The following is a 19,770-nucleotide window of genomic DNA, read 5'->3' on the forward strand; positions in this document are numbered from 1 at the left end:
CAGAAGACCGCTCATTCGTTTGCGGTTTCGCAGCTCTCTCGTCGCCGAAACACGGAAGGCTTCTCATTGTCGGCTCGCATCTCGATCGTCGTCGGCCCGGCGCGCAGCGGTAAGACGGAGTCGCTCTTGGCGACGTACCGCAGCACGCTCGCGGCTCAGCGCACCGCGAACGGCTTAGCCGAGCGGTCGCTCTGGCTGGCGCCCAACCGCCGCGCCGTGGAGCACGTCCGCGATCGCTTGCTTACCGACGAGCTGCCGGCTTGCTTCAACCCCGGCATTCAAACCTTCGATCAATTCGCCGAACAAGTTTTAGCATACGCGGGCGAAGAAGTTCGGCCGATCGACGACCGGATGAAGCGGCTGCTCATCGAGCGCCTGCTGGCCGAAGCCTCGGCCCGCGGCAAGCTCCGGTACTTCGCCTCGATCGCCGATACGCCGGGCCTCGTCGATCTGGCGTCGGCCTTCATTAGCGAGCTCAAGCGGGTCGAGATCTGGCCCGAGGAGTTTGCGGAAGCTTGCCGCGAGAGCGCCGCACTCGGCGCTCCGCAGGGGAAGCTCTCGCCCCGCGATCAAGAACTGTTCGCGCTTTATCGCGACTATCAAGCGCTGCTCAACCGCGCGCAGCTCTACGATCTCGAAGGGCGCTTCTGGAGCGCGCGCCGCCTCTTGCAGCAAGGGCAAGGAGAGCCGTACGCGCAGTTGAAACTCGTCGTCGTCGACGGCTTCACCGACCTGACCCGTACGCAACACGAGATCCTCGAAGAACTCGCCAAGCGGTCAAAAGAAGTTATCTTCTCCCTCCCCGACGAAGCCGAAAGCCAGCGCCCGGACCTCTTCACGAAGCCTCGCGCTACTCTCGCGCAACTTATACACCGCTACCCCTCGGCCGTGGTGCGTCGCATTGCCCGGCACGATCCTCATGCTTGGCCGGCGCTCGACCACCTGGAGCGCGAGCTCTTTATGAGCCCGCGCGAGACGACCGCGATCGCCGACTCGGCGGGAATCGAATTCATCGCCGCCGTCGGAGCAGTCGGCGAAATGGAACAACTGGCGCGGCGCGTCAAGCGATTGTTGGTCGTCGGCGAGGGTTCCGAGAGCGCCCCGGTTCCGGTCCGGCCCGACGATATCGCCGTGCTGTTTCGCACGCTCGACGATGTGGCGCCGCTGGTGCGCGAAGTCTTCACGCGCTACGGCATTCCCAGCGCGATCGAAGCCGGGCGCAGCCTGAGCCGCTCGCCAAGCCTGACGGCGCTCGTGGCCCTGGTCGCGTTGGATGCCGAAGACTGGCCGTTCGGGGCGCTGCTCGGCATCGTCGGCAGCAACTACTTCGCGCCGGCTTGGCCCGAGGTGCATCGGCCGGGAGTCGAAGCGGCGACCGAGCGGACGATCCGGCATTTGCAGATCCCGCACGGTCGCACGGCGCTACTGGAAGCGGTGCAAAAGCTCGCAGTTTCGAGCCCGCTCGCGATCGAGGCCGACGATCCGTTCGTCGACGGGAAGCAGCGCCGCAATCGGCTTCGTGCCGACGCGCTGCTCGCGCTCCCGGTGCTCGCGCGCTTGGCCCAGGCCTTCGATACCCTGCCCCGAAAAGCAACTCCGACCGGTTGGGCCGAAGCCTTGGAAGCGCTCGCGCGCGACACCGGGCTTTGGCAAAGCATGCACGCCGTCGAAGAACATCCTCTGGTCTCGCAAGCCGGACGGACCGTGGCGGAGAACCGCGCGGCCTGGAATGTCTTCGCCGAAGCCCTGGCCTCGGCCGACGAGCTGGCCGCACTCATCGACGAAGACGCGCCGCAACTCGATCGGGCCGCGATGCGCACGCGCGTTGAGTCGCTGATCCAAAGCGAGCGGCTGCCGGGCGACTACGACGAGACGGGCCGGGTGCGCGTGCTGAATGTCGCGACTGCCCGCTCGCTTTCGGTGCCGCACGTGTTTCTCGCGGACCTGACGGAGAAATCGTTCCCGACGCCGGAGAGCTCCGGCCGGTTGTATAGCGACGTCGAATATCAGCAACTTGCCAAGCTCGGGCTGCCGCTGAAGTCGGCGATCGATCGGCAGCGCGACGAAATGTTGCTGTTTTACGAAGCCGTGACGCGCGCCACGCGCCGGCTCTATCTTTCGTATGCCGCGCTCAACGAAAAAGCCGAGCCGCTGCTGCCGAGCCCATATTTGGCCGAGCTAAGGCAACTATTTGTGTTGCCGGATTCGGCCGCGGACGCGATTTCCGACCTTAGCCCCGTCGCTCCGGACGACGCGATCTTGAACCCCTTCGATGTGCGGATTCGTGCGACCGCGGCGGCTGCGCGCGGCGATATCGTGGAGCTTGCCGGTGTGTTGCGCACTTCGGGCGAGATCGGCGACAATCTGGTGCGCGGGCTCCACATCGTTCACGATCGGAGCCACGGCTCAGGCTTCGGCGTGTACGAAGGAATGCTCGTCGGGCAAGAGACGCGCGAAAAACTCGCCAAGCGTTTCGACGAGGAATTCCCTTGGAGCGCCAGCCAGCTCGAACAGTACGGCACTTGCCCGTTCCAGTTTTTCATGGCGCGCGTGTTGCGTGTGCAATCGCTCGAAGACGTCGGTTTGGAAATCAATTATCGCGAGCGGGGCAGCCGGCTGCATCGCGTGATGGCCGACCTGCATCAAGGGCTCAACGACCGGCTGCAAAACCACGCCTTGCCGCGCGAAGCGGCGCCGGCCGAGTATGCCGAGTTGGTCGACCGGCTGATCCTCCAAGCCGAGCAAGATGCCGACGACGAGCCGCTCGGTCGGGCGTTTCGCTCGATCGACGAAAAGCTGTTGCGCCGCTGGCTCGACGCTTACCTGGCGCAGCATGCAAGCTACGAGGCGACGTACGACAAAGTCGGCGAATCGCTCCGGCCGCGGCACTTCGAGGCTTCGTTCGGACTCCCGAAAGTTCGCGACGATCGGATTTCGACGAAGGAATCGCTCAAGCTCGAACTGAAAGACGAGCAGGTTTTGATCACGGGCCAGATCGACCGAATCGATGTCGGCTCGGTCGGCGGGCGGGCGGTGTTCAGCATCGTCGACTACAAGACCGGCGGCGCAGGAGGCTACACTAAGGCCGACGTCGTCGAAGGGCGCGCGATGCAACTCACGCTCTATGCCATCGCGGCGGAGAAGCTGCTGTTCGCGAACGAAGCGGCGGTCCCTTGGCAGTTCGGCTATTGGTTCATCTCCGAAAAAGGCTTCAAAAAAACGCTCGCACTGCATGCCGTCGAAGGGAGCGACTTAACGCCGACCGACGATTGGGCCGCGCTCAAGGTGAAGATCGTCGAGCAAGTTTTGGCGATCGCGCGCGGCATTCGGCGTGGCGAGTTTCCGATGTACAACACCGACGAGCAATGCACGTCGTATTGCGATTTCCGCACCGTCTGTCGTGTCGGGCAGATCCGCAACTTGGGGAAGCAATGGCAACTGCCGTCGAACGTCGCCCGCTGACGCCGGAACAACAAGACGCGGTTTCGACGCGCAACGTCAGCGTTGCGCTCTCGGCCGGCGCAGGTTGCGGCAAAACGTTCGTGCTCACCGAGCGTTTTCTCTCGCACTTGGAGCCGCACGAAGGAACCGACGCTTCGGCGCAGCTCGGCAAGCTGATCGCGATCACGTTCACCGATCGCGCAGCACGCGAAATGCGCGACCGTATTCGCGGCAGCGTGCGCGAGCGATTGCGCAACGCGCCGGCAGGGGCCGCGGCCGATCATTGGCTGCAAATCCTACGTCGGCTCGACTCGGCGAAGATCAGCACGATCCATTCGTTTTGCGGTTCGCTGCTGCGGTCGCATGCCGTCGAGGCCGGGCTGGATCCGCAGTTCGGCTTGCTCGAACCGGTGCAGGCCGACACGCTGCTCGGCGAGCTGATCGACGATCGCTTGCGACAACTCCTCGCCGACCACGACGAAGCGATGATCGAGCTCACGGCGGCCTACGACTTGCGCGGCGTGCGCGAAAAGGTCGCCACGCTCGTCGGCGAGCGATTCACGCTCCGCTTCGAGGAGTGGCTCGACCACACACCGATCGAGCTGGCAGAGCTGTGGGGCAAGTACCATGCGGAGCAGGTCCGCCCCCGGATGCTCGCGAAGTTTCGTGCCGCACCGGTCACGGGCAGGCTGCGGAAGCTGATCGCCGAGTCTCCCGCTCCTCAGCAGGTTTTGCTCGAGCGTGCGACCGAAGTCGAAGAGCTCTTGCAAGCTCTCGATCGTGCGCTCGAGGTGGCCGATGGCGCGCCTGCGGCCGGCGGCAATTCCGAAGCGGCGATTCTCGATCGCCTCCGCGAGGTCGCCGTCGTGAAAGGGTGTAGCGTCAAGAACAAGGTCTGGGTCGGGCAAGAAGGCGTCTACGAGCAATACCGCGACGACTTCAAAGAGCTGCGCGAGCTGATCGACGACCTCCGCGATCATTGGTCGTTCGACACCGCGGCCGCTCTCCCGACGGCGGAAGCAGCCTTGCGGCTCACGGCGATCGCGGCGCCGGTGCGCATGGCCTACGAAGAGGAAAAGAAGCAGCTCAACGTACTCGACTTCGACGACCTGTTGCTCCGCGCACGCGATCTGTTGTGTAAGCCGGAGCATGCGCGGCTTCGCAAGAACTATTCACGCGGCATCGAGCTGCTGCTCGTCGATGAATGCCAAGACACCGATGCGCTGCAAGTTGAACTGATACAGGCCTTGGTCGACGGCGAACTCGCCAAGGGGAAGCTGTTCTTCGTCGGCGACTTCAAGCAATCGATCTATCGTTTTCGCGGGGCCGAGCCGAAAGTGTTCAGCGCCATGCAGAACGACGTTCCCGCCGCGGGGCGTTTGCCGTTGTCGCTGAACTTCCGGAGCCAGCCGGCGATTCTCGACTTCGTCAACACGCTGTTCTGCGACTACTTCGGCGACCGCTACGAGCCGCTCGACCCGCGCCGCGAACAGACTTCGCCCGTGCCGGCGATCGAGTTCCTCTGGGCCTCGACGCACGCCGCCGCACCGCCGACCGTCGAACAGGAGAATGCTGACGCGAACGCCGAACCCGCCGCGCCGCCGGCCGAGGATGCCGGCGGTGAGCGAGGTGCCGATGCGCTCCGCAAGCTCGAAGCCGATTGGATCGCGCGCCGGCTACGGGCGATGTTCGATGCGCCGGAAGCGATCTTGCCGGCGAAGTCGAAGGGGGGAAGTGTTCCTCTGCGCCGACCGGAGTACGGCGATGCCGCGATTTTGTTTCGGGCCTTATCGAACGTGGCTCTCTACGAAGCGGCCCTCGAGCAATACGGCATTCCTTATTACGTCGTCGGCGGAAAGGCCTTCTACTCGCAGCAAGAAGTCTACGACTTGCTGAACTTTCTGCGCGTGCTCGATTCCGTCTGCGACGACGTGGCGCTCGCCGGAGTGTTGCGGAGTCCGTTTTTCTCGCTCGATGACGAAGCGCTGTTTCTCCTCGCCGATCGCGGCGCGCGCATGAGTAGTAGCAGCGAAGGGCTCGCCGCCGGCTTCTTCGCTCCGGCTCTCGCCGACGATCTGGCCGCTTCGCTCGGCGAAGAGCGGAGTCGCCGCGTGGAGTTTGCACGGCGCACGCTCACGGAGCTGCGCGGTTTGAAGAACCGGCTGCCGATCGCGGAACTTCTGAACGAGATTCTCGCCCGAACCGCTTACGACGCCGTGCTCACCTCGGAGTTTCTCGGCGAGCGAAAGCTCGCGAATTTGCGGAAGCTGCTAGCATTGGCCCGCTCGTTCGATCGCTCGGGCATCTTCACGCTCACGGAGTTCATCGCGCAGTTGTCGGAGTCGGTATCGAACCGGCCCGACGAAGCGCTCGCCGCCACGTATGCCGAAGGAGCGAACGTCGTGCGATTGATGACGATCCATCAATCCAAAGGCTTGGAGTTTCCGATCGTCGTCGTGCCGGACTTGGAACGGCGAAAGCAACCCGATCGGGCCGGCATCGCTTTTCATCCCGACCTCGGGCCGATGGTGAAACCACCCTACGGCGACGATTTGCCTTCCGGTCTGGATCTCTATCGCTTCATCGAACAGGAACAGAGCGAAGCCGAAAGCAAGCGACTGTTGTACGTCGCCGTGACGCGGGCAGCCGACTACTTAATGCTTTCCTCGGGCGTGCAAGATGCTGCGGTCGGACGGGAAGAGTGGCGGAAGTTCATCGGCGAGCGCTACGATCTCGCGACCGGTAAGTTTCTCGGCACGCTCGGGCCCGGCGCGCGGCGAGCGGAAGTGCGTGTGACGACGACGCGGCCCGAGTTGCCCGGCAAACCGAAAGAGCGTGCTGCGCGTGCCGACTGGCCGAAGGTATTGGCAAACGCCGCGAAGCAAGCGGCCGGCAAGAGCGCGACGCTCCGGCCGGGGACCGAGGCGGTCGCTCCGCGACTGGCCTCGCGTCGACGATTTTCGTTCACACGCTTGAACGGCGAACTGCTGCCGGTCGGAAGTTCCGAAGTCGGCCACGAGCTCGTCGAGTCTGCCGTAGCGCTCGATGGCGCAGCGGGGGCTTCGCTCGGCAAGCTGGTTCACGGGGTCTTGGCGACGATCGATTTCCGCCGCCTCGGCCAAACGCCGGCGCGCGGCGAGTTGGAGCGCCACGTCCGTCGACAAGCGAGGCTGCTCGACGTCGAGGACGACCAAGAGATCGCGACCGCGATCGGTATGGTCGGCGATTTTCTTCGGACGCCGCGCGGGCAAGCGATCGCGGCAGCGAAGCAAGTGCATCGCGAAATCGAGTTCATGATGCGCTGGCCGACCGACTCTACCGCCACGCAAACCACGACCGATGATGAAATCTATCTACAGGGTTTTATCGACTTGCTCTATGAAGATGCGGCCGGCGCGTGGCATTTGGTCGATTATAAAACCCATCAACTAGCGACGACCGATCCGGTCGCGGCGGCGGCTCCGTACGTGGCGCAGTTGTCGATCTACGCGATCGCCGTCGAACGGATTCTCGGCCGAGTGCCCGACGAACTGGCGTTGCACTTCATGCGGACCGGCGGCGAACATGCCGTCGCCTGGAGCGAAGCGGCACGCGCCGCGGCCACGGCAAGCGTGAACCAAGCACTGCGGAAAACGCTCCTTCCGGACGAGCCTCACGAGAAGCCTAATACCGGGCCGAGTGATCGGCTAAAGAAACCGCGGGCGCAGAAATCGAGCCGATGACCACGTTAGACCAAGCCGAACAACGCCGTTTCGCTCTCGAGGTCCTGTCGCAACTCCGCGCCGCGGGCCACGTCGCTTATTGGGCCGGCGGCTGCGTGCGCGACGAACTTCTGCAACGAAAACCGAAAGACTACGACGTCGCGACGAGTGCCCGGCCGGAAGAGATTCGGACGCTGTTCGGGCATCGACGGACGCTCGCGATCGGCGAAGCATTCGGCGTCATCGCGGTGCTCGGCCCGAAGTCGGCGGGCATGGTCGAAGCGACGACCTTTCGCCGAGATGCCGGATACTCGGATGGTCGGCGTCCCGACGCGGTAGAGTTCACCGATGCCGAAGAAGATGCCCGTCGGCGCGACTTCACGATGAACGCGCTCTTCTTCGACCCGATCGAAAATCGGGTGATCGACTACGTCGGCGGACAAGCGGACATTACGCGACGCGTGGTGCGAGCGGTCGGCGATGCACGGGCACGATTTCATGAAGACAAGTTGCGGATGCTGCGCGCCGTGCGGATGGCTTCGCGGTTCGGCTTCGCGCTCGATTCCGAAACGGCCGAGGCCTTGCGCGCCGCGGCGCACGAGATCACGCTGGTGAGTCCTGAGCGGATCGCGCAGGAGATGCGCGCGATGTGCGGCCTGCCGGGCCAAACCGAAGCGGCACGCTTGCTCAAGGAGACCTGCCTGATCGACGCGATCTTGCCGGAGTTGCAGCCGCTGCAAAACGGGGCGAATCAAGCGGCGTGGGAACAAACGCTCGCGGTGCTGGCCGAACTCGAGCGCGGCGGCCCGACCTCGTTCGGTCTCGGGCTTGCCGCGCTGTTGCACACGGTGGGGGAAGCGTGGACGGTCGGCGAAGTCGCGCGGCGGTGGCGGCTGTCGAACGCCGAGCGCGAACATGCGGCTTGGCTCGTCGGCAACCAGCAGCGGCTCGCGGGCGCGCAGACCAAACCCTGGTCGACGATTCAGCCGGTGCTCGCAAGGCCGGAAGCGCCGGACCTTGTGGCGCTGGTCGAGGCATTGCAACGCGTTGCCGGCCGGCCGCTCGACGACGTCGCGTTTTGCCGGGCGAAGCTGGCGCTGCCGCGCGACGAACTCGATCCGCCGCCGCTCGTCACCGGGAATGATTTGATCGCGGCAGGGCTGAAGCCGGGGCGAGAGTTTTCGCGGTTGTTGGATCTCCTGCGCGCCGCGCAGCTCGATGGCCAAGTGCATAGCCCGGAGGATGCCCTGGCGCTGGCCCGACAACTAAGCGGCGATTGAGATGCCGCAGGCACCTAGACGCTGGGCTCGCGGCGACCTACCATCAGGACGCTCACCGCCCCCGTAAATCGACCATGATTCGAAGCGAGGTTCTTCCATGAACGACATCGACTACGTCCAATTGATTTCTCGCTGGCTCCATATCACGGCCGCCGCGACGGCCGCCGGGGGAGCGATCTTCATGAAGCTCGCGCTCCACCCGGCCTCGGAAACGCTGCCGCCGGAACAACGCAAGCAACTTCGGGAAGCGGTTCGCAGCAGGTGGTCGAAAGTCGTGATGGGGGCGATCACGGTATTGCTTGCCACCGGTATCTACAACTTCATCATGATCGTGAAAGCGTACGACTTCAAAGGGACGCCGTACCAAGCGATCTTCGGCGTTAAGTTCTTGCTGGCGTTGGGGATCTTCGCGCTGGCGAGTATCCTCGTCGGGCGGAGCAGCCTGGCGCAAAAGCTGCGTGAAGAGGCCGGAAAATGGCTCACCGTCTTAGTGGGTCTGATCCTCGTCTTACTGTTTTTATCGAGCTTTTTGAAGAACATCCCCCACAAGCCGAAAGTGCCGGCCGTGCCCGCCGCGGCCATCGAAACCGTCGATCATACGGCCTCGGCGACGCTGCTCGCGAAAAGTTAGTTGCCGGAAAGTTCGCGTCCGCCTATTCTTAAAGCTGGGAACTCGCGCCGCTTCGCAGCGACGCACGGCTGTCTTGCGCCTGCGGTTTCGGCCGGGTGATTTCGGCGGGGTCGGGCGAATTCAAGCGGACAAGAATTCAATCGGACAATGGGGAGAGCGAAACGATGAACGATCGGGCACGAGCGATTTCGGTTCTTCAACAGGCTCGCGACATTCTCGCCGAGCGTTTGACGGAACGGATTCTCGAAAGCCGCGACTCGATTCTCGAAGACGCGCTGGGGCTCTCCTACTCGAGCGAGATCGACGCCGTTCAAGAGCAACTCGGGATGCGTCTCAACAACGTGCATATGTTGTTGAACAATTTACCCCCGATGGACGATTCTTCCTCCGGCGCCGAGGAAGACGAAGAGTCGACCTCGTCGTCGCCGATCGCGATGGGATACGAGCCGGAAATGCCGCCGAGCGCCGTCATCGAGCTGCCCGGCAACACGTTCTACGCCGACTCGACGTTTCACGATGTGAAGGAGTCGGCCGTCGTCGTCGCTTCGCCGCAGCCTGCCGTTCAGCCGACCGTGATCTCGCTCCAGGCGTTCGCCGAGCGGGTCTCGGCGAACGACGTCGAAGGGGCGGGAACCGTATTGGCGGGCTTGTTCGATGTTTCCGGCCCGCGCGGGCGGGAATGTGCGAAGCGATTTCAAGAGCAACTCGCCGAACGGCCTCAATTCCTGCAAAAAGCGATGGGGCTCCGTCTGGAGCTCGCATCCGGTTCGGTCAACGGCGCGCTGCTCGTGCTCTGGGAATGCTTCGGCCTGCAAGGCTTGGAATCGATCGCAGCGCTGCAAGCCTTGAAGACGCGCTTCGGCCTCGGATCGAATTAACCGCCCGGTCGAGCAAGCTCCGCTTCCTACCGCACGGCCGCGGTATTCGCTACGGCCACGGTATTCGCTTGACCGACGTAGCGCGGCGCCCCTACCATTCGGGTATCGCGTTCGTTCCGGCACAGACGACTCCGCGTGCGTTCTCCGCAATTCGAGCGGCGCTGAAGCCCGAACCGATACCGTGAGGTAGTTCCATGTCGTGCCGAGGACTTTCTCTTTCGCGCCTCGTTTTCACGTCGGCTGTAGCCGTAATTGCGGTCTTGGGCTTTCAGGCCGCGGCGCAGGCACAATCCGGCGTTTACGGAACGATCGATCCATACGACTTCGTTCCGGCAGCCGGAACCGTGCCGTACGTCTCGACCGTGCCGATGTTTCAGACGCAGCCGTTCGCCGTCGGCTATTCGTTGAGCGGGGGCTACCGGCCGATTTATACCGGCGTGCCGCAGCCGATCGGAAACGAGATCATCGAAACTCACGGCGGCAACGGCTATGTCTATCGGCCGATCTACGCCGGCTCGATGTCGGCAATGCCGCAATACTACGGCTCGAACGGCTATGTGAACCGCGGCAGCCCCGGCAGCGCGCTCGTGATCGACAACCCGGGCACGCCGTATGAATCGCGTTATTCGACGCCGAAGTACTGGCCGCATCGCGCCGCGGTGATCGACGTAACGCCGAACTACGGAGCCGGTAGCCGGCAATACCTCGGCCCAGGCTACGACGACGCGAACTACGGTCTGCAAACGAACTACGCGACCGAGGTTCCGCAAGCGAAGGAAGTGCCGCAAGCAAACGGGCTGTCGCAGCGGAACGTCCCGACTCTCGCTCCCGGCCCGCGACCGAAGTCGGTCGAAGAACTCCCGCGGCCGCGCCGCGAGTTTTAAGCAGTCCTACGTGCCGATAGTGAAACGGGTAGCTTCCGCTCTCCGTTCGCTTTCTTACCGATCCGCTTACTGCGTCTTATTCGCGGACTCCATTTGCTTCTTCAGTTCGGAATAGAGCGGCAAATGGCGGTAGTAGACTTCCAGCATGTAGAGCGAGAAGCAGGTGACGTAGAGTCGACCGCCGGCGTTGTTCATCGACCAGAGGTCGGCTCCTTCTTCTTGCCGAGGGCCGCCGCCGAGCGGGTTCCAACTTCCGCGTTCCGGACCTGTCTGCTCTTGATTGGCGACGAGCATGTCGCGAAGCGTGCCGTTCCACTTGTTCCAATAGTCCCCCTCCATGTGGAACATCGCTTGCGTGCCGTAGTACCAATAGTAAACGTCGCGCTGTTCCCAGGTCGGCAGATGTTGCGCGAGGAGGAAGTCGCAACCGTTCTTAAGACGCGGGTCCGTATGAGCCCAGCCTAGATACATGCGACACAACAACCCTTCGGCCGTCATGACGTGATCGAAATCCATGCCGGGCTGATACGAATACCGGCTGCCTTCGTCCGACATCGTTTTATCGGTCGTCTTGGTCGCCGCCACAGCGTTGGTCGAACGCATATTCATCGAGTCGAGCCCCTTCGAGGCCTTATCGAGGTAGCCGGAAATCCGATCGAACACTTCTGGCGGGACTTTTACCTTCGCGTTCTTGGCGCTTTGCAACGCCATGAGCATCCAACCGGTCACCGAGGTATCGCTATCGCCGCGCGGCGTATAGCGCCAGCCGCCGAGATCGTGCTGCGATTCGATGCAGAAGCGGACCGCTTTTTCGCACGGCGCTCGGAGCGAGGTATTCGTCGGCTCGAGGGCCAGATATTCGCAGATCGCCATCGTGCAAAGGGCGTGGGAATACATCCAATCGTCGGCCTTCTTCCCTTGAAAGAAGTTCCCTTTAGCGTCTTGGCTTCGCAGCAGCGCCTTGACCGCTTTGTCGATCACTTGGCTATGCGGCCCGCCGGAACTCGGCGTGTGTCCTGCGCCGAAGAAGGCGAGCAGGGCCATGGCGGTCGCGGCTTCGTTGTTCTCGAACTTCGAGCCCTTCGTGTACTTCCCTTTGCCTTGCACGGCGTCGCCGGTGAGGCTCCAGAATCCGCTCGGCAGTTGATGGTTCGCGAGCCAGGCGAGCCCGAGGTCGACCGCTTGTTCGGTTTGCTTCGTCCCTCCCTTTTCGCCGAGCAAGCGCCCTTTCACGCCGGTCACACCGCGGCCGGCAAGCGCCGAGGGTAGCAGCGTCGAAGGGATGACGAGCGGTGCGGCCGCCCCCATGCCGAGCGGCGTGATCGGGATCTTAATCGCGTTCGGCAACTGCGGCAGCGCGGCCAAGGGACGCTGATCCGGCATATCCAACGCCTCGGTGGCATCCGCCAACGAACGAATTTCCGCGAGGCTGGCATCGCCCTGAGAATCGATCGACGCCTCCAGCACGAACTGCTTCGACGTTACCGTCACATTCACCATCAGGCCGAGCAGGATGATCAACGCCAAGTGAACGACGAAGCTGACGAGCAGCGGTATCGCGTTCTTCTTCAGCATCTCGACCGGATCGACAATCTCGTCGTCGGGGTTCGGTGGTGCTTGGCGAATGCCGACGCCGGCCGTGGCTTCGGCCGCGCGAGCCGCCGCTGCGATACTGGCCGCGCTCTCGATGCCCGATATTTTGGGAGCGGGAGGACCGATCGCGGGCGATTCCGCAGAACGTGCCGCGGGAGCTGGAATAGGCTTGGGGCGAGCGGGCGAAGCCGTGGTCGGTGCGGCTGGGGCGGCAGATGTAGATGACGCTGTTGCAGATGGCGCAGCCGGTGCCGGGCGTGTTGGTGCGGCAGGCGCTCCGGCCGCTGGTGCGCTCGCGTCCGGCTTTCGGGCCTGTGTCTGGTTCGGCGTCGGAGCGGGAGCCGGCGTCGGCTTCGGTGCGGCGGGTTGCGGTGCGCTGCGCGCTGCGGGCGTCGACGGCAAGCCGGGAGCGGCGGACGGCCCACCGGCCCAAGGAGCTTGAGGGGCTCGCGATCCCGGCGGCGGTTGCGAAGGTGGGCTCTGCGGCGGCGGGCCTTGCGGCGCACGAGGCATCTGCGGCATCGCACCACCGGGAGCACCGGGGTATTGCGGCGCAGTGGGGAACTGCTGTCCTGGTAGTTGTTGGCCCGGCATCTGTTGCCCAGGCACTTGCTGCGGCGGGCCGCGCATCGGCGGCGGCTGCGGCGGTGGTTGTTGCGGATACGCCGGCTGGCCGTATGGGGGTTGGCCGTATTGCGGCGGAGCAGGCGCAAACGGTTGTTGCCCGTAGCCAGGCATTCCCGCGCCGGGCATGCCTTGTTGAGGATATTGCTGCTGCGGATAAGGAGGTTGCGGTGCGCCGTAGCCACCTTGATATGCCGCGGGGTTCGGAAACTGCGGCGCTCCCGGATATGGAGGCTGCTGCTGTTGCGGTGCGCCGTAAGGCGCAGCGGGATACTGATTACCTTGATGCGGCGCTTGCGGAAACGCGCCCGCAGGAGGCTGACCTTGATACGGCTGCTGAGGATAACCGCCTGGGTATCCTGGCGCGCCATATTGTTGCGGCGCGCCGGGCATCTGTTGGCCCGGGCCTTGCGCATACGGCTGTTGACCGTACGGCGATGGAGGTTGCTGGCCTTGTTGCGGATGCTGTTGCTGTGGGTACGGTTGCTGCGGATAAGCTCCGCCGGGAAAGGGACCGCCCGGCGGCTGCGCATAAGGCCCCTGTTGCGGCGCACCCGGCATCCCAGGGGATGGCGGTTGTTGCGGCGGTGGGCCGAACGGTGGTTGACCCGGTGTGCCAGGACCGGGCCGCTGTGGGGGAACCGCCATGCGACGAAACTTCTCCATGATGGGCGCAACCGCGCACGACGAACCCGGCAGGGCCGTCACAACGCACGATCACCGTCCCCCAAATCACGCTCTGTACCGATTTTTCAATGTAGCCGCTGTTGCTAATAGTAGCAAGCAAAAGTAGCGACGACGATGAAGGTTGCGCCGATCGTCCCGATCGTAGCGGCCACCCCGTTCGAAAGCCGCTCGAACCTCGCTCCGAATCACGAACGGGACAAACGGAGTCATCGACCGAAACGCCTCCGGCCGACAAATACTTTTCGTTAGGGCTCGACGATCCTCGCTCGATCGGGCATAATTCGGATCTCTAGTGACGCGGGGTGGAGCAGCCCGGTAGCTCGCGAGGCTCATAACCTCGAGGTCGCAGGTTCAAATCCTGTCCCCGCCACTTTTTTCGCCTTCGGGCGAAAAAGAGAGGAGTTAGGAGAAAGTAGAGAGTAGAAAGAGCAGGTCTTATTTCTTCGAGCGGCGACGCTAGTCGGAATAGGAACTCCTCGGTCTACTCACTACTTTCTCCGCTCCTCTTTTTTTATGCGCCGATGATGGCATTCGCCTTCGAGAAACTCGAAGTGTATCAAAAGGCGATTACATTCGCCGACAACGCTTGTAGCTCGGCGCAGACATGGCCTCGCGGCTACGGTTTTCTCAGCGATCAACTGAATCGCGCGGCGCTTTCCATTGCCGCCAACATCGCCGAAGGTAACGGGCGATACACGGAGCCCGACCGCGGCAACTTCTTCTTCATTGGCGCGGGTCGATTCAGGAATGCGTGCCGCTGTTGGAATTGGCCCGTCGCCGAGGATTGCTCACCGACGGCGCGCACGACGATTTGAAGTCGCAACTCGAAGAAATCGCACGCATGCTTTCGGGCCTCATTCGAGGCTTGGAAAATCGCGGAAGCGAAACTCGCAACGCGCGAGAGTCGTGAGATTTATGGAAAAGGCACTCTCTTCGCGGCCATCGTAGATTGATTACCGCTTCGACACGGGAACGAACTAGTCGCTCACAATCATCCCTTCCCCAACCGATACACGCGCAGATTCCCGTCCGCATGTGCCACCGCTACGCTCTTGGCATCCGGCGACAGCGTCATGTCGCGGGCCGTGTCGGGGAGTTTGAAGCGGAAGAACTCGTTTTCTTGGTCCGGCTTGAAGAAGTAGAGGAAGCCCGTTTGGCCGCCGGCGGCGCCGATCCAGAAACCTTCCGGATGCCACGCGAGGCCCCAACCGGTGCCGTTGAGTTTTTCCTTTCCTACGTGCGTCGTCTTGGGCTTGCCGGTTTCCCAATCAATGGCGAACCAGGTCGCGTTGCCGATGCCTGCGAACGCATTCGAGATGTTCGACGTGCCGCCGATCGCGAGTAGTTTGCCCCCGGCGCCGAAGGAGATGCTGCGGGCTCCTCCCATGTCGGCGCGAAACGTGGTGTCGTATTTATGAATCGGCGCGGCGACGAACTCACGCTCCGACTTGCCGTCTTTCAGATTCCACACCTTGCAGATGCATTTCAAATCGCAGGAGACGAGCCGCTCGCCGTCGGGATGAAAAGCGAGGTGATAGGCATGCGAGTCGTGCTTGGCGAACGTGCGCACGAGCTTGCCGTCGGCCGCGTTCCAGAGCTTGACGAGCCCGTCGTTGCCGCAAGAGGCAACGAACTTTCCGTCGTTGCTCGCGGCGACGGCGCGCACCCAACCTTCATGCGCCGCCACGGAGCGGAGCGGAACCGGCTTCTCTTCGTCGGTCGTCCACCAAAGGAGCTTGCCGTCGTAACCACCGGAGACCATAACCTTGCCGGCGAGCGGAAACGCAAAAGCACGGCACCAACTTTCGTGCCCGAGGAGCGGCGTCGCGACGCCGTCGGCCGTGCGGAAACGCTGGATCGTGTAATCTTCGGTGCCGGCGAAAATGTATTTGCCGGAGGGATCGTAGCGGCAAGCCGTGAGCGGACGCGTGTACTTCCAGGCCGAAGTCATGTTCGTCTGCGGTGGGTCGATCGCGGGCGCAGGAGAGGCCTCGACCTTTTTCTCCGCTTTCGTTTCAACCTTCTTTTCCGCGTCGGGCTTCGCTAGCGGTTTCGCCTTCTCTTTCTCTGGCGCTTTTCCGGAGTCGCTCATGCCAAGAGCTCCGAGATCGGCCCCTTGGCCGGATCGGCGACGGGAAAGCTCCGGCCGGCGATCACGAAGTCGGAGGCGCTATCGACGCCGACGGCCTGCAAATAAGTGTGGAACAAATGGCCGTGATCGACTTCGCGATCGGTGACGAGCGTGCCGTTGGCGTTGGTCTTGCCGATGACCGCGCCGGGCTGAATTCCCGCCCCACCGAGGCAGACGCTCCACGCGGTTCCCCAGTGGTCGCGGCCGTAGCGGCTGTTGATCTTCGGCGTCCGTCCGAACTCCGACATCACGACGACCAACGTATCTTCCAGCAAGCCCCGGTCGGCGAGATCGCCGATCAACGTCGAGAACGGCTTATCGAATTCGCCGAGTTGCTCGATGTGATAGTCGAAGTTTTCGAAGTGCGTGTCGTAGTTCGAGTGGTTCACTTGCACGAACGGAACGTCTTGCTCGAGCAATCGACGAGCCAACAAACAGTGGCGGCCGAATTCGTGCGAACCGTAGCGTTCGAGCTCTTTCGCGGGCTCTTTGGTCACGTCGAACACGTCGCGCTGCGCCATGAGCCGCACCGCTTGATCGTAACTGTAGGTGTAGGCATCCGTATCGGCCGTGCGGCGTTTATCGGAGAAGCGTTCATCGGCCTGACGCCGAAATGCTTGGCGGCGTTCGTCGATCGAAGGGGTCAACGCCGCCGGAAGGGCCGAAAACGCCGGCGCCTTCGCATCTTCCAGCACGACGCTTCCGTAGCGCGGCCCGAGATACGCGGCCGGCGATTGCCCGGAGCCCCCTCCGCGAATCAAGATATGACCGGGGAGAGAGAATGTGTTCGGCGTGAGTGCCTTCGACACGACCGCACCGAGATGCGGCAACTGCGCAGAGCCTTGCTGGTTGTGCCCCCGTGTCATTTGGTATTCGCCGACATTGTGGTTGCCGTTCTTCGTGTTGATGCTCCGCACCACGCTGAGCCGGTGCATCTGCTTCGCCGTATAAGGGAGCAACTCGCTGATCTGCAAGCCGGGCACGCTCGTCGAGATCGGCCGAAAAGGGCCTCCCGTGTCGGTATTCGGTTTCGGGTCCCATGTCTCAAGTTGACTCACGCCGCCATGCAAGAAGATCGTGAGCACGCGTTTCTGCTTCGACTTCAATTGCTCGGCCACGGCCGGTAGCAGCCAAGGAGAGCCTCCGCCGACGGCCGCCGCTCCCACGCCGACCGCAGCGACGGAGCCCATGAAGGCGCGGCGCGAGACGGCATGTTCGGCGGTTCCGCAAGCATAGTCGCATCGCATAGCCAGACTCCGAAAGTAAGCGTCGTTCAACCGGTGTGTGGTACGAACGGTTAGTGATTGAAGCGAAATTCGTTGCTCGAAAGCAAAGCCCAAAGCATTTCTTGAATCGCGAGGCCGCGATCTTTATCGCGTCCTTTAAGGAAAGCTGCTGTGTCGCGCCGTTCGAGGTCGGTCGGCGGGCGCGTATATACGGCCATGTACATCGCCTCGGCGAGCGCGCTCGGGTCGCTTAGTTTTTCGAGTCGTCCGGCAAGGTTATCGCCGCTCGGCCGAACCCAACCGTCGATGACGCCGCCGTTGCCGAAGAACAACGCTTGGTTCAACGTCGCCGCGAAGCCGCCGCCGGGCGATTCGCCGTAGAGCTCGATGAAGCGATTGTAGTTGCCGCGCAACGGATCGAAAGTTTGCTTATCGATCCACATCGCTTCCATGCGCGGACGTTCGGCCACGGCGACCGCGGCCAACTCCTTCGGCACGGTCTTTTTCAGCGATGCTTTCGCTCTCGTTTCCGCCGAGCTGACGACCCCCGTCGCTTGCATCAAGCTCGCGGCAAACACCTCGGGCGGGAGCGGCTTAAGCAACGTCACCTCACCGCGCTCGGTCCACGTTTGCACGACCGATTCCCAAGCACGCTTCGCTTCGCGGGAGTCCGACTTCGCGAGCTTCTCGTAAGCCGCGATCTTTTCCGCTTCCGCGATCTTGGCCTTGAGAGATTGCGAAAGGGTGCGGAGCTTGCGCAACCGCACGCTTGCCGTCTCGAAGTTGTTTTCCAGAGCTGCGAAATCGACCTTCGGTGCCGCAGGAGCAGCGATCGGTGCCACATCTTTCGTCGGCGTCTTATCTTTGTCCTTCTTGTCCTTAGCTGCCGTTTCTTTGGCGGGTGCGTCTTTCACGGGCGTCGCCTTCGGCGATGTCTCTTTCGGCGGAGATGCCTTTGCTGCAGTTGCTACGGCCGCGGGCGGCTTCTTCGTCCCCTTCCCTCTTGCTGTGCCCAGGATCTCGTTCGCACGGGCCGCTGCTTCTTCAGCCTGTTTCAAATCCGGGGCGAGTTTTTGTCGTTCAGCCTGCCAACGCGCCGCATACTTCGCGGCTAAGCCCGTCGGCAACTCGCTCGGCTGCGGCAGTAAAAACGAACGCTGATAGGCCCGGGTTTGCACGAGTTCGCGAAGTAATTGGCGAACGTCGTATTTGCCGGCCCGAAACTCTTGGGCCAGTAAATCGAGCACGGCGGGATGCGTCGGCGGATTGTCGGGATGGATGAAGTCGACCGGATGCACGAGGCCCCGCCCGAAGAGATGAGCCCAGAGCCGATTCACGGCATTGCGATCGAACAGTTCGTTCGTGCCGTCGGTCGCCGCTTCGGCCAGCTTGCGACGTCGGCTGAATTTCGGAACCGGCGTGACGTCCTTAACCGGCTTCCCGACGTATTCTTCGCCCTTGGCAAACGTCGGCTCGACGATCGTCGCCCCGCGCGGGATGCGCGGCGCAACCCGATCGGCCGCTTCGCCCGTGAAAACCGATTTGAAGCTCGCTTCTCCTTCAGCCTTCTCGGCGATCGACTTCGCCGGCGGTTGCCCTTTGCGACCACCGGCGACATATGTCCGACTCACGAACGCGTAGAGGCCGTAGTAGTCGCCGATTTTATAGTCGTCGACGACCGGATGGTCGTGACATTGGTTGCATTGCATATCCATGCCGAAGAAGATCCGGCCGATGTCGCGCGTCATCGTATTCGGCTCGCAGTCCCGATCGTGAAAGAACTTCGCCGCCGGCTTGTGCAGTGGGTCGAGTTCGTCGGCCGTAAGAATTTCGCGCACCATCGCATCGTACGGCTTCCGATCGGCGAACGAACGGTAGAGATAGTCGTACCAGTCGCTCGACTTGGTCACCTTATCGCTGAGCCGCTCGGCCCACATCACGTCGAACGTGGTCGCCATGTGGCGCACGAAGCGCGGGCTCGCCAGCAGCCGGTCGATGAGTTGCGTCCGCTTATCCGCGGCTTTGTCGTCCAGAAATGCTTGGGCCTCTTCCGCCGTCGGAATGATGCCGTGGAGATCGAGCGACACGCGGCGCAGAAACTCGGCATCGTCGGCCGAAAGACCTGCGGGCGCAAGACGTTCCGCTTCGATCAAGCGGTCGATACGCTCGTGCAACGAGACCTTGCTAGGCGCATCCGGCTTGACGTCGGGAGCAGCGGCCGAGGCGGCGGATACGAACAACCACGGCGCGCAAAACGAAACGACGCTCGATAAGAACGCGCGATATAGTCGGCAGCGCCGAGCGCAGCAAACGATCGTGTGGGACACGGGAGCGTCCTTCCACAAGTGACTACCGAACGGATGACGATCGAACGGCGGGGAGGCGAAGCAAGCAACCAGGCGGGATTTGGGCGGTTGTCGGTGGGATAGAACCGCGCGGGGACAATCATAGGAGCATTCCGATACGTTACCGGTTGGCACGTTCGGCGTCAATAAAATCCGAATCAAAACCCTTGGCTTTTGCATCAGGAGAAAACCTAGCCAGGCAAGTTTCTTTGCTCACGCGGCTTTGCTCCCGGAGCCTTTCCGATTTGAAAGAAACAGCCGGCAAAAGAAAAATTTCTTACCACGTTTGCGTGGCAACAAGTTTTCCAAGTCAAGGAGTTCCTTGCGGAATCCTTAGAATCGATTCAGT

General features: G+C 62.7%; 10 protein-coding genes, 1 tRNA gene and 1 pseudogene. 8 read left to right on the top strand and 4 right to left on the bottom strand.

Annotated features, from left to right (window positions below; genetic code table 11):
* Positions 1 to 66 precede the first annotated feature (66 nt).
* The 6 genes from K8U03_17795 (at position 67) to K8U03_17820 (ending at position 10,815) form a co-directional block, all read left to right on the top strand.
* A complete protein-coding gene (locus tag K8U03_17795; protein ID MCE9606747.1) occupies positions 67 to 3,462 on the top strand; it encodes an exodeoxyribonuclease V subunit gamma in 3,396 nt (1,131 codons plus the stop codon).
* Positions 3,432 to 7,163: a UvrD-helicase domain-containing protein gene (locus tag K8U03_17800; protein MCE9606748.1), complete on the top strand. Its 3,732-nt coding sequence runs from the start codon at positions 3,432 to 3,434 to the stop codon at positions 7,161 to 7,163. Before K8U03_17795 ends, K8U03_17800 begins: the two co-directional genes overlap by 31 nt.
* Positions 7,160 to 8,422: a CCA tRNA nucleotidyltransferase gene (locus K8U03_17805; GenBank protein ID MCE9606749.1), complete on the top strand. Its 1,263-nt coding sequence runs from the start codon at positions 7,160 to 7,162 to the stop codon at positions 8,420 to 8,422. Before K8U03_17800 ends, K8U03_17805 begins: the two co-directional genes overlap by 4 nt.
* A gap of 97 nt (positions 8,423 to 8,519) precedes the next feature.
* Positions 8,520 to 9,053, top strand: a complete 534-nt coding sequence (locus K8U03_17810; protein ID MCE9606750.1) for a CopD family protein — start codon at positions 8,520 to 8,522, stop codon at positions 9,051 to 9,053.
* A 164-nt stretch (positions 9,054 to 9,217) separates the two neighbouring features.
* Positions 9,218 to 9,931, top strand: a complete 714-nt coding sequence (locus K8U03_17815) for a hypothetical protein (protein ID MCE9606751.1) — start codon at positions 9,218 to 9,220, stop codon at positions 9,929 to 9,931.
* A gap of 194 nt (positions 9,932 to 10,125) precedes the next feature.
* Positions 10,126 to 10,815, top strand: coding sequence for a hypothetical protein (locus tag K8U03_17820; protein MCE9606752.1), 690 nt, complete (start codon positions 10,126 to 10,128; stop codon positions 10,813 to 10,815).
* A 66-nt stretch (positions 10,816 to 10,881) separates the two neighbouring features.
* Here the strand turns inward: K8U03_17820 and K8U03_17825 are convergent, their stop codons facing one another.
* On the bottom strand, positions 10,882 to 13,680 hold the full coding sequence (locus K8U03_17825) for a terpene cyclase/mutase family protein (GenBank protein MCE9606753.1): 2,799 nt from the start codon (positions 13,678 to 13,680) through the stop codon (positions 10,882 to 10,884).
* Between the two features lie 335 nt (positions 13,681 to 14,015).
* Here K8U03_17825 and K8U03_17830 point away from each other — a divergent pair.
* A tRNA-Met gene (locus K8U03_17830) sits at positions 14,016 to 14,089 on the top strand.
* A gap of 154 nt (positions 14,090 to 14,243) precedes the next feature.
* Positions 14,244 to 14,629: pseudogene (locus K8U03_17835) on the top strand (four helix bundle protein).
* 81 nt (positions 14,630 to 14,710) lie between these two features.
* Here K8U03_17835 and K8U03_17840 read toward each other — a convergent pair.
* Genes K8U03_17840 through K8U03_17850 form a run of 3 tightly spaced genes read right to left on the bottom strand, consistent with a single transcriptional unit; the run spans position 14,711 to position 19,403 of the window.
* Complete coding sequence (locus tag K8U03_17840; protein MCE9606754.1) at positions 14,711 to 15,811, bottom strand: hypothetical protein; 1,101 nt, start codon at positions 15,809 to 15,811, stop codon at positions 14,711 to 14,713.
* On the bottom strand, positions 15,808 to 17,097 hold the full coding sequence (locus K8U03_17845) for a DUF1501 domain-containing protein (protein ID MCE9606755.1): 1,290 nt from the start codon (positions 17,095 to 17,097) through the stop codon (positions 15,808 to 15,810). Before K8U03_17845 ends, K8U03_17840 begins: the two co-directional genes overlap by 4 nt.
* A 50-nt stretch (positions 17,098 to 17,147) precedes the next feature.
* A complete protein-coding gene (locus K8U03_17850) occupies positions 17,148 to 19,403 on the bottom strand; it encodes a DUF1549 and DUF1553 domain-containing protein (GenBank protein ID MCE9606756.1) in 2,256 nt (751 codons plus the stop codon).
* Positions 19,404 to 19,770 lie beyond the last annotated feature (367 nt).

Source organism: Planctomycetia bacterium, assembly GCA_021413845.1.
In the GTDB taxonomy this organism is placed as follows: domain Bacteria; phylum Planctomycetota; class Planctomycetia; order Pirellulales; family PNKZ01; genus PNKZ01.

Bases quoted from the DNA above. Each gene is read 5' to 3' on its own strand.
- K8U03_17800 (MCE9606748.1), top strand. From the start codon at position 3,432: ATGGCAACTGCCGTCGAACGTCGCCCGCTGACGCCGGAACAACAAGAC.
- K8U03_17805 (MCE9606749.1), top strand. From the start codon at position 7,160: ATGACCACGTTAGACCAAGCCGAACAACGCCGTTTCGCTCTCGAGGTC.
- K8U03_17810 (MCE9606750.1), top strand. From the start codon at position 8,520: ATGAACGACATCGACTACGTCCAATTGATTTCTCGCTGGCTCCATATC.
- K8U03_17815 (MCE9606751.1), top strand. From the start codon at position 9,218: ATGAACGATCGGGCACGAGCGATTTCGGTTCTTCAACAGGCTCGCGAC.
- K8U03_17820 (MCE9606752.1), top strand. From the start codon at position 10,126: ATGTCGTGCCGAGGACTTTCTCTTTCGCGCCTCGTTTTCACGTCGGCT.
- K8U03_17825 (MCE9606753.1), bottom strand. From the start codon at position 13,680: ATGGCGGTTCCCCCACAGCGGCCCGGTCCTGGCACACCGGGTCAACCA.
- K8U03_17840 (MCE9606754.1), bottom strand. From the start codon at position 15,811: ATGAGCGACTCCGGAAAAGCGCCAGAGAAAGAGAAGGCGAAACCGCTA.
- K8U03_17845 (MCE9606755.1), bottom strand. From the start codon at position 17,097: ATGCGATGCGACTATGCTTGCGGAACCGCCGAACATGCCGTCTCGCGC.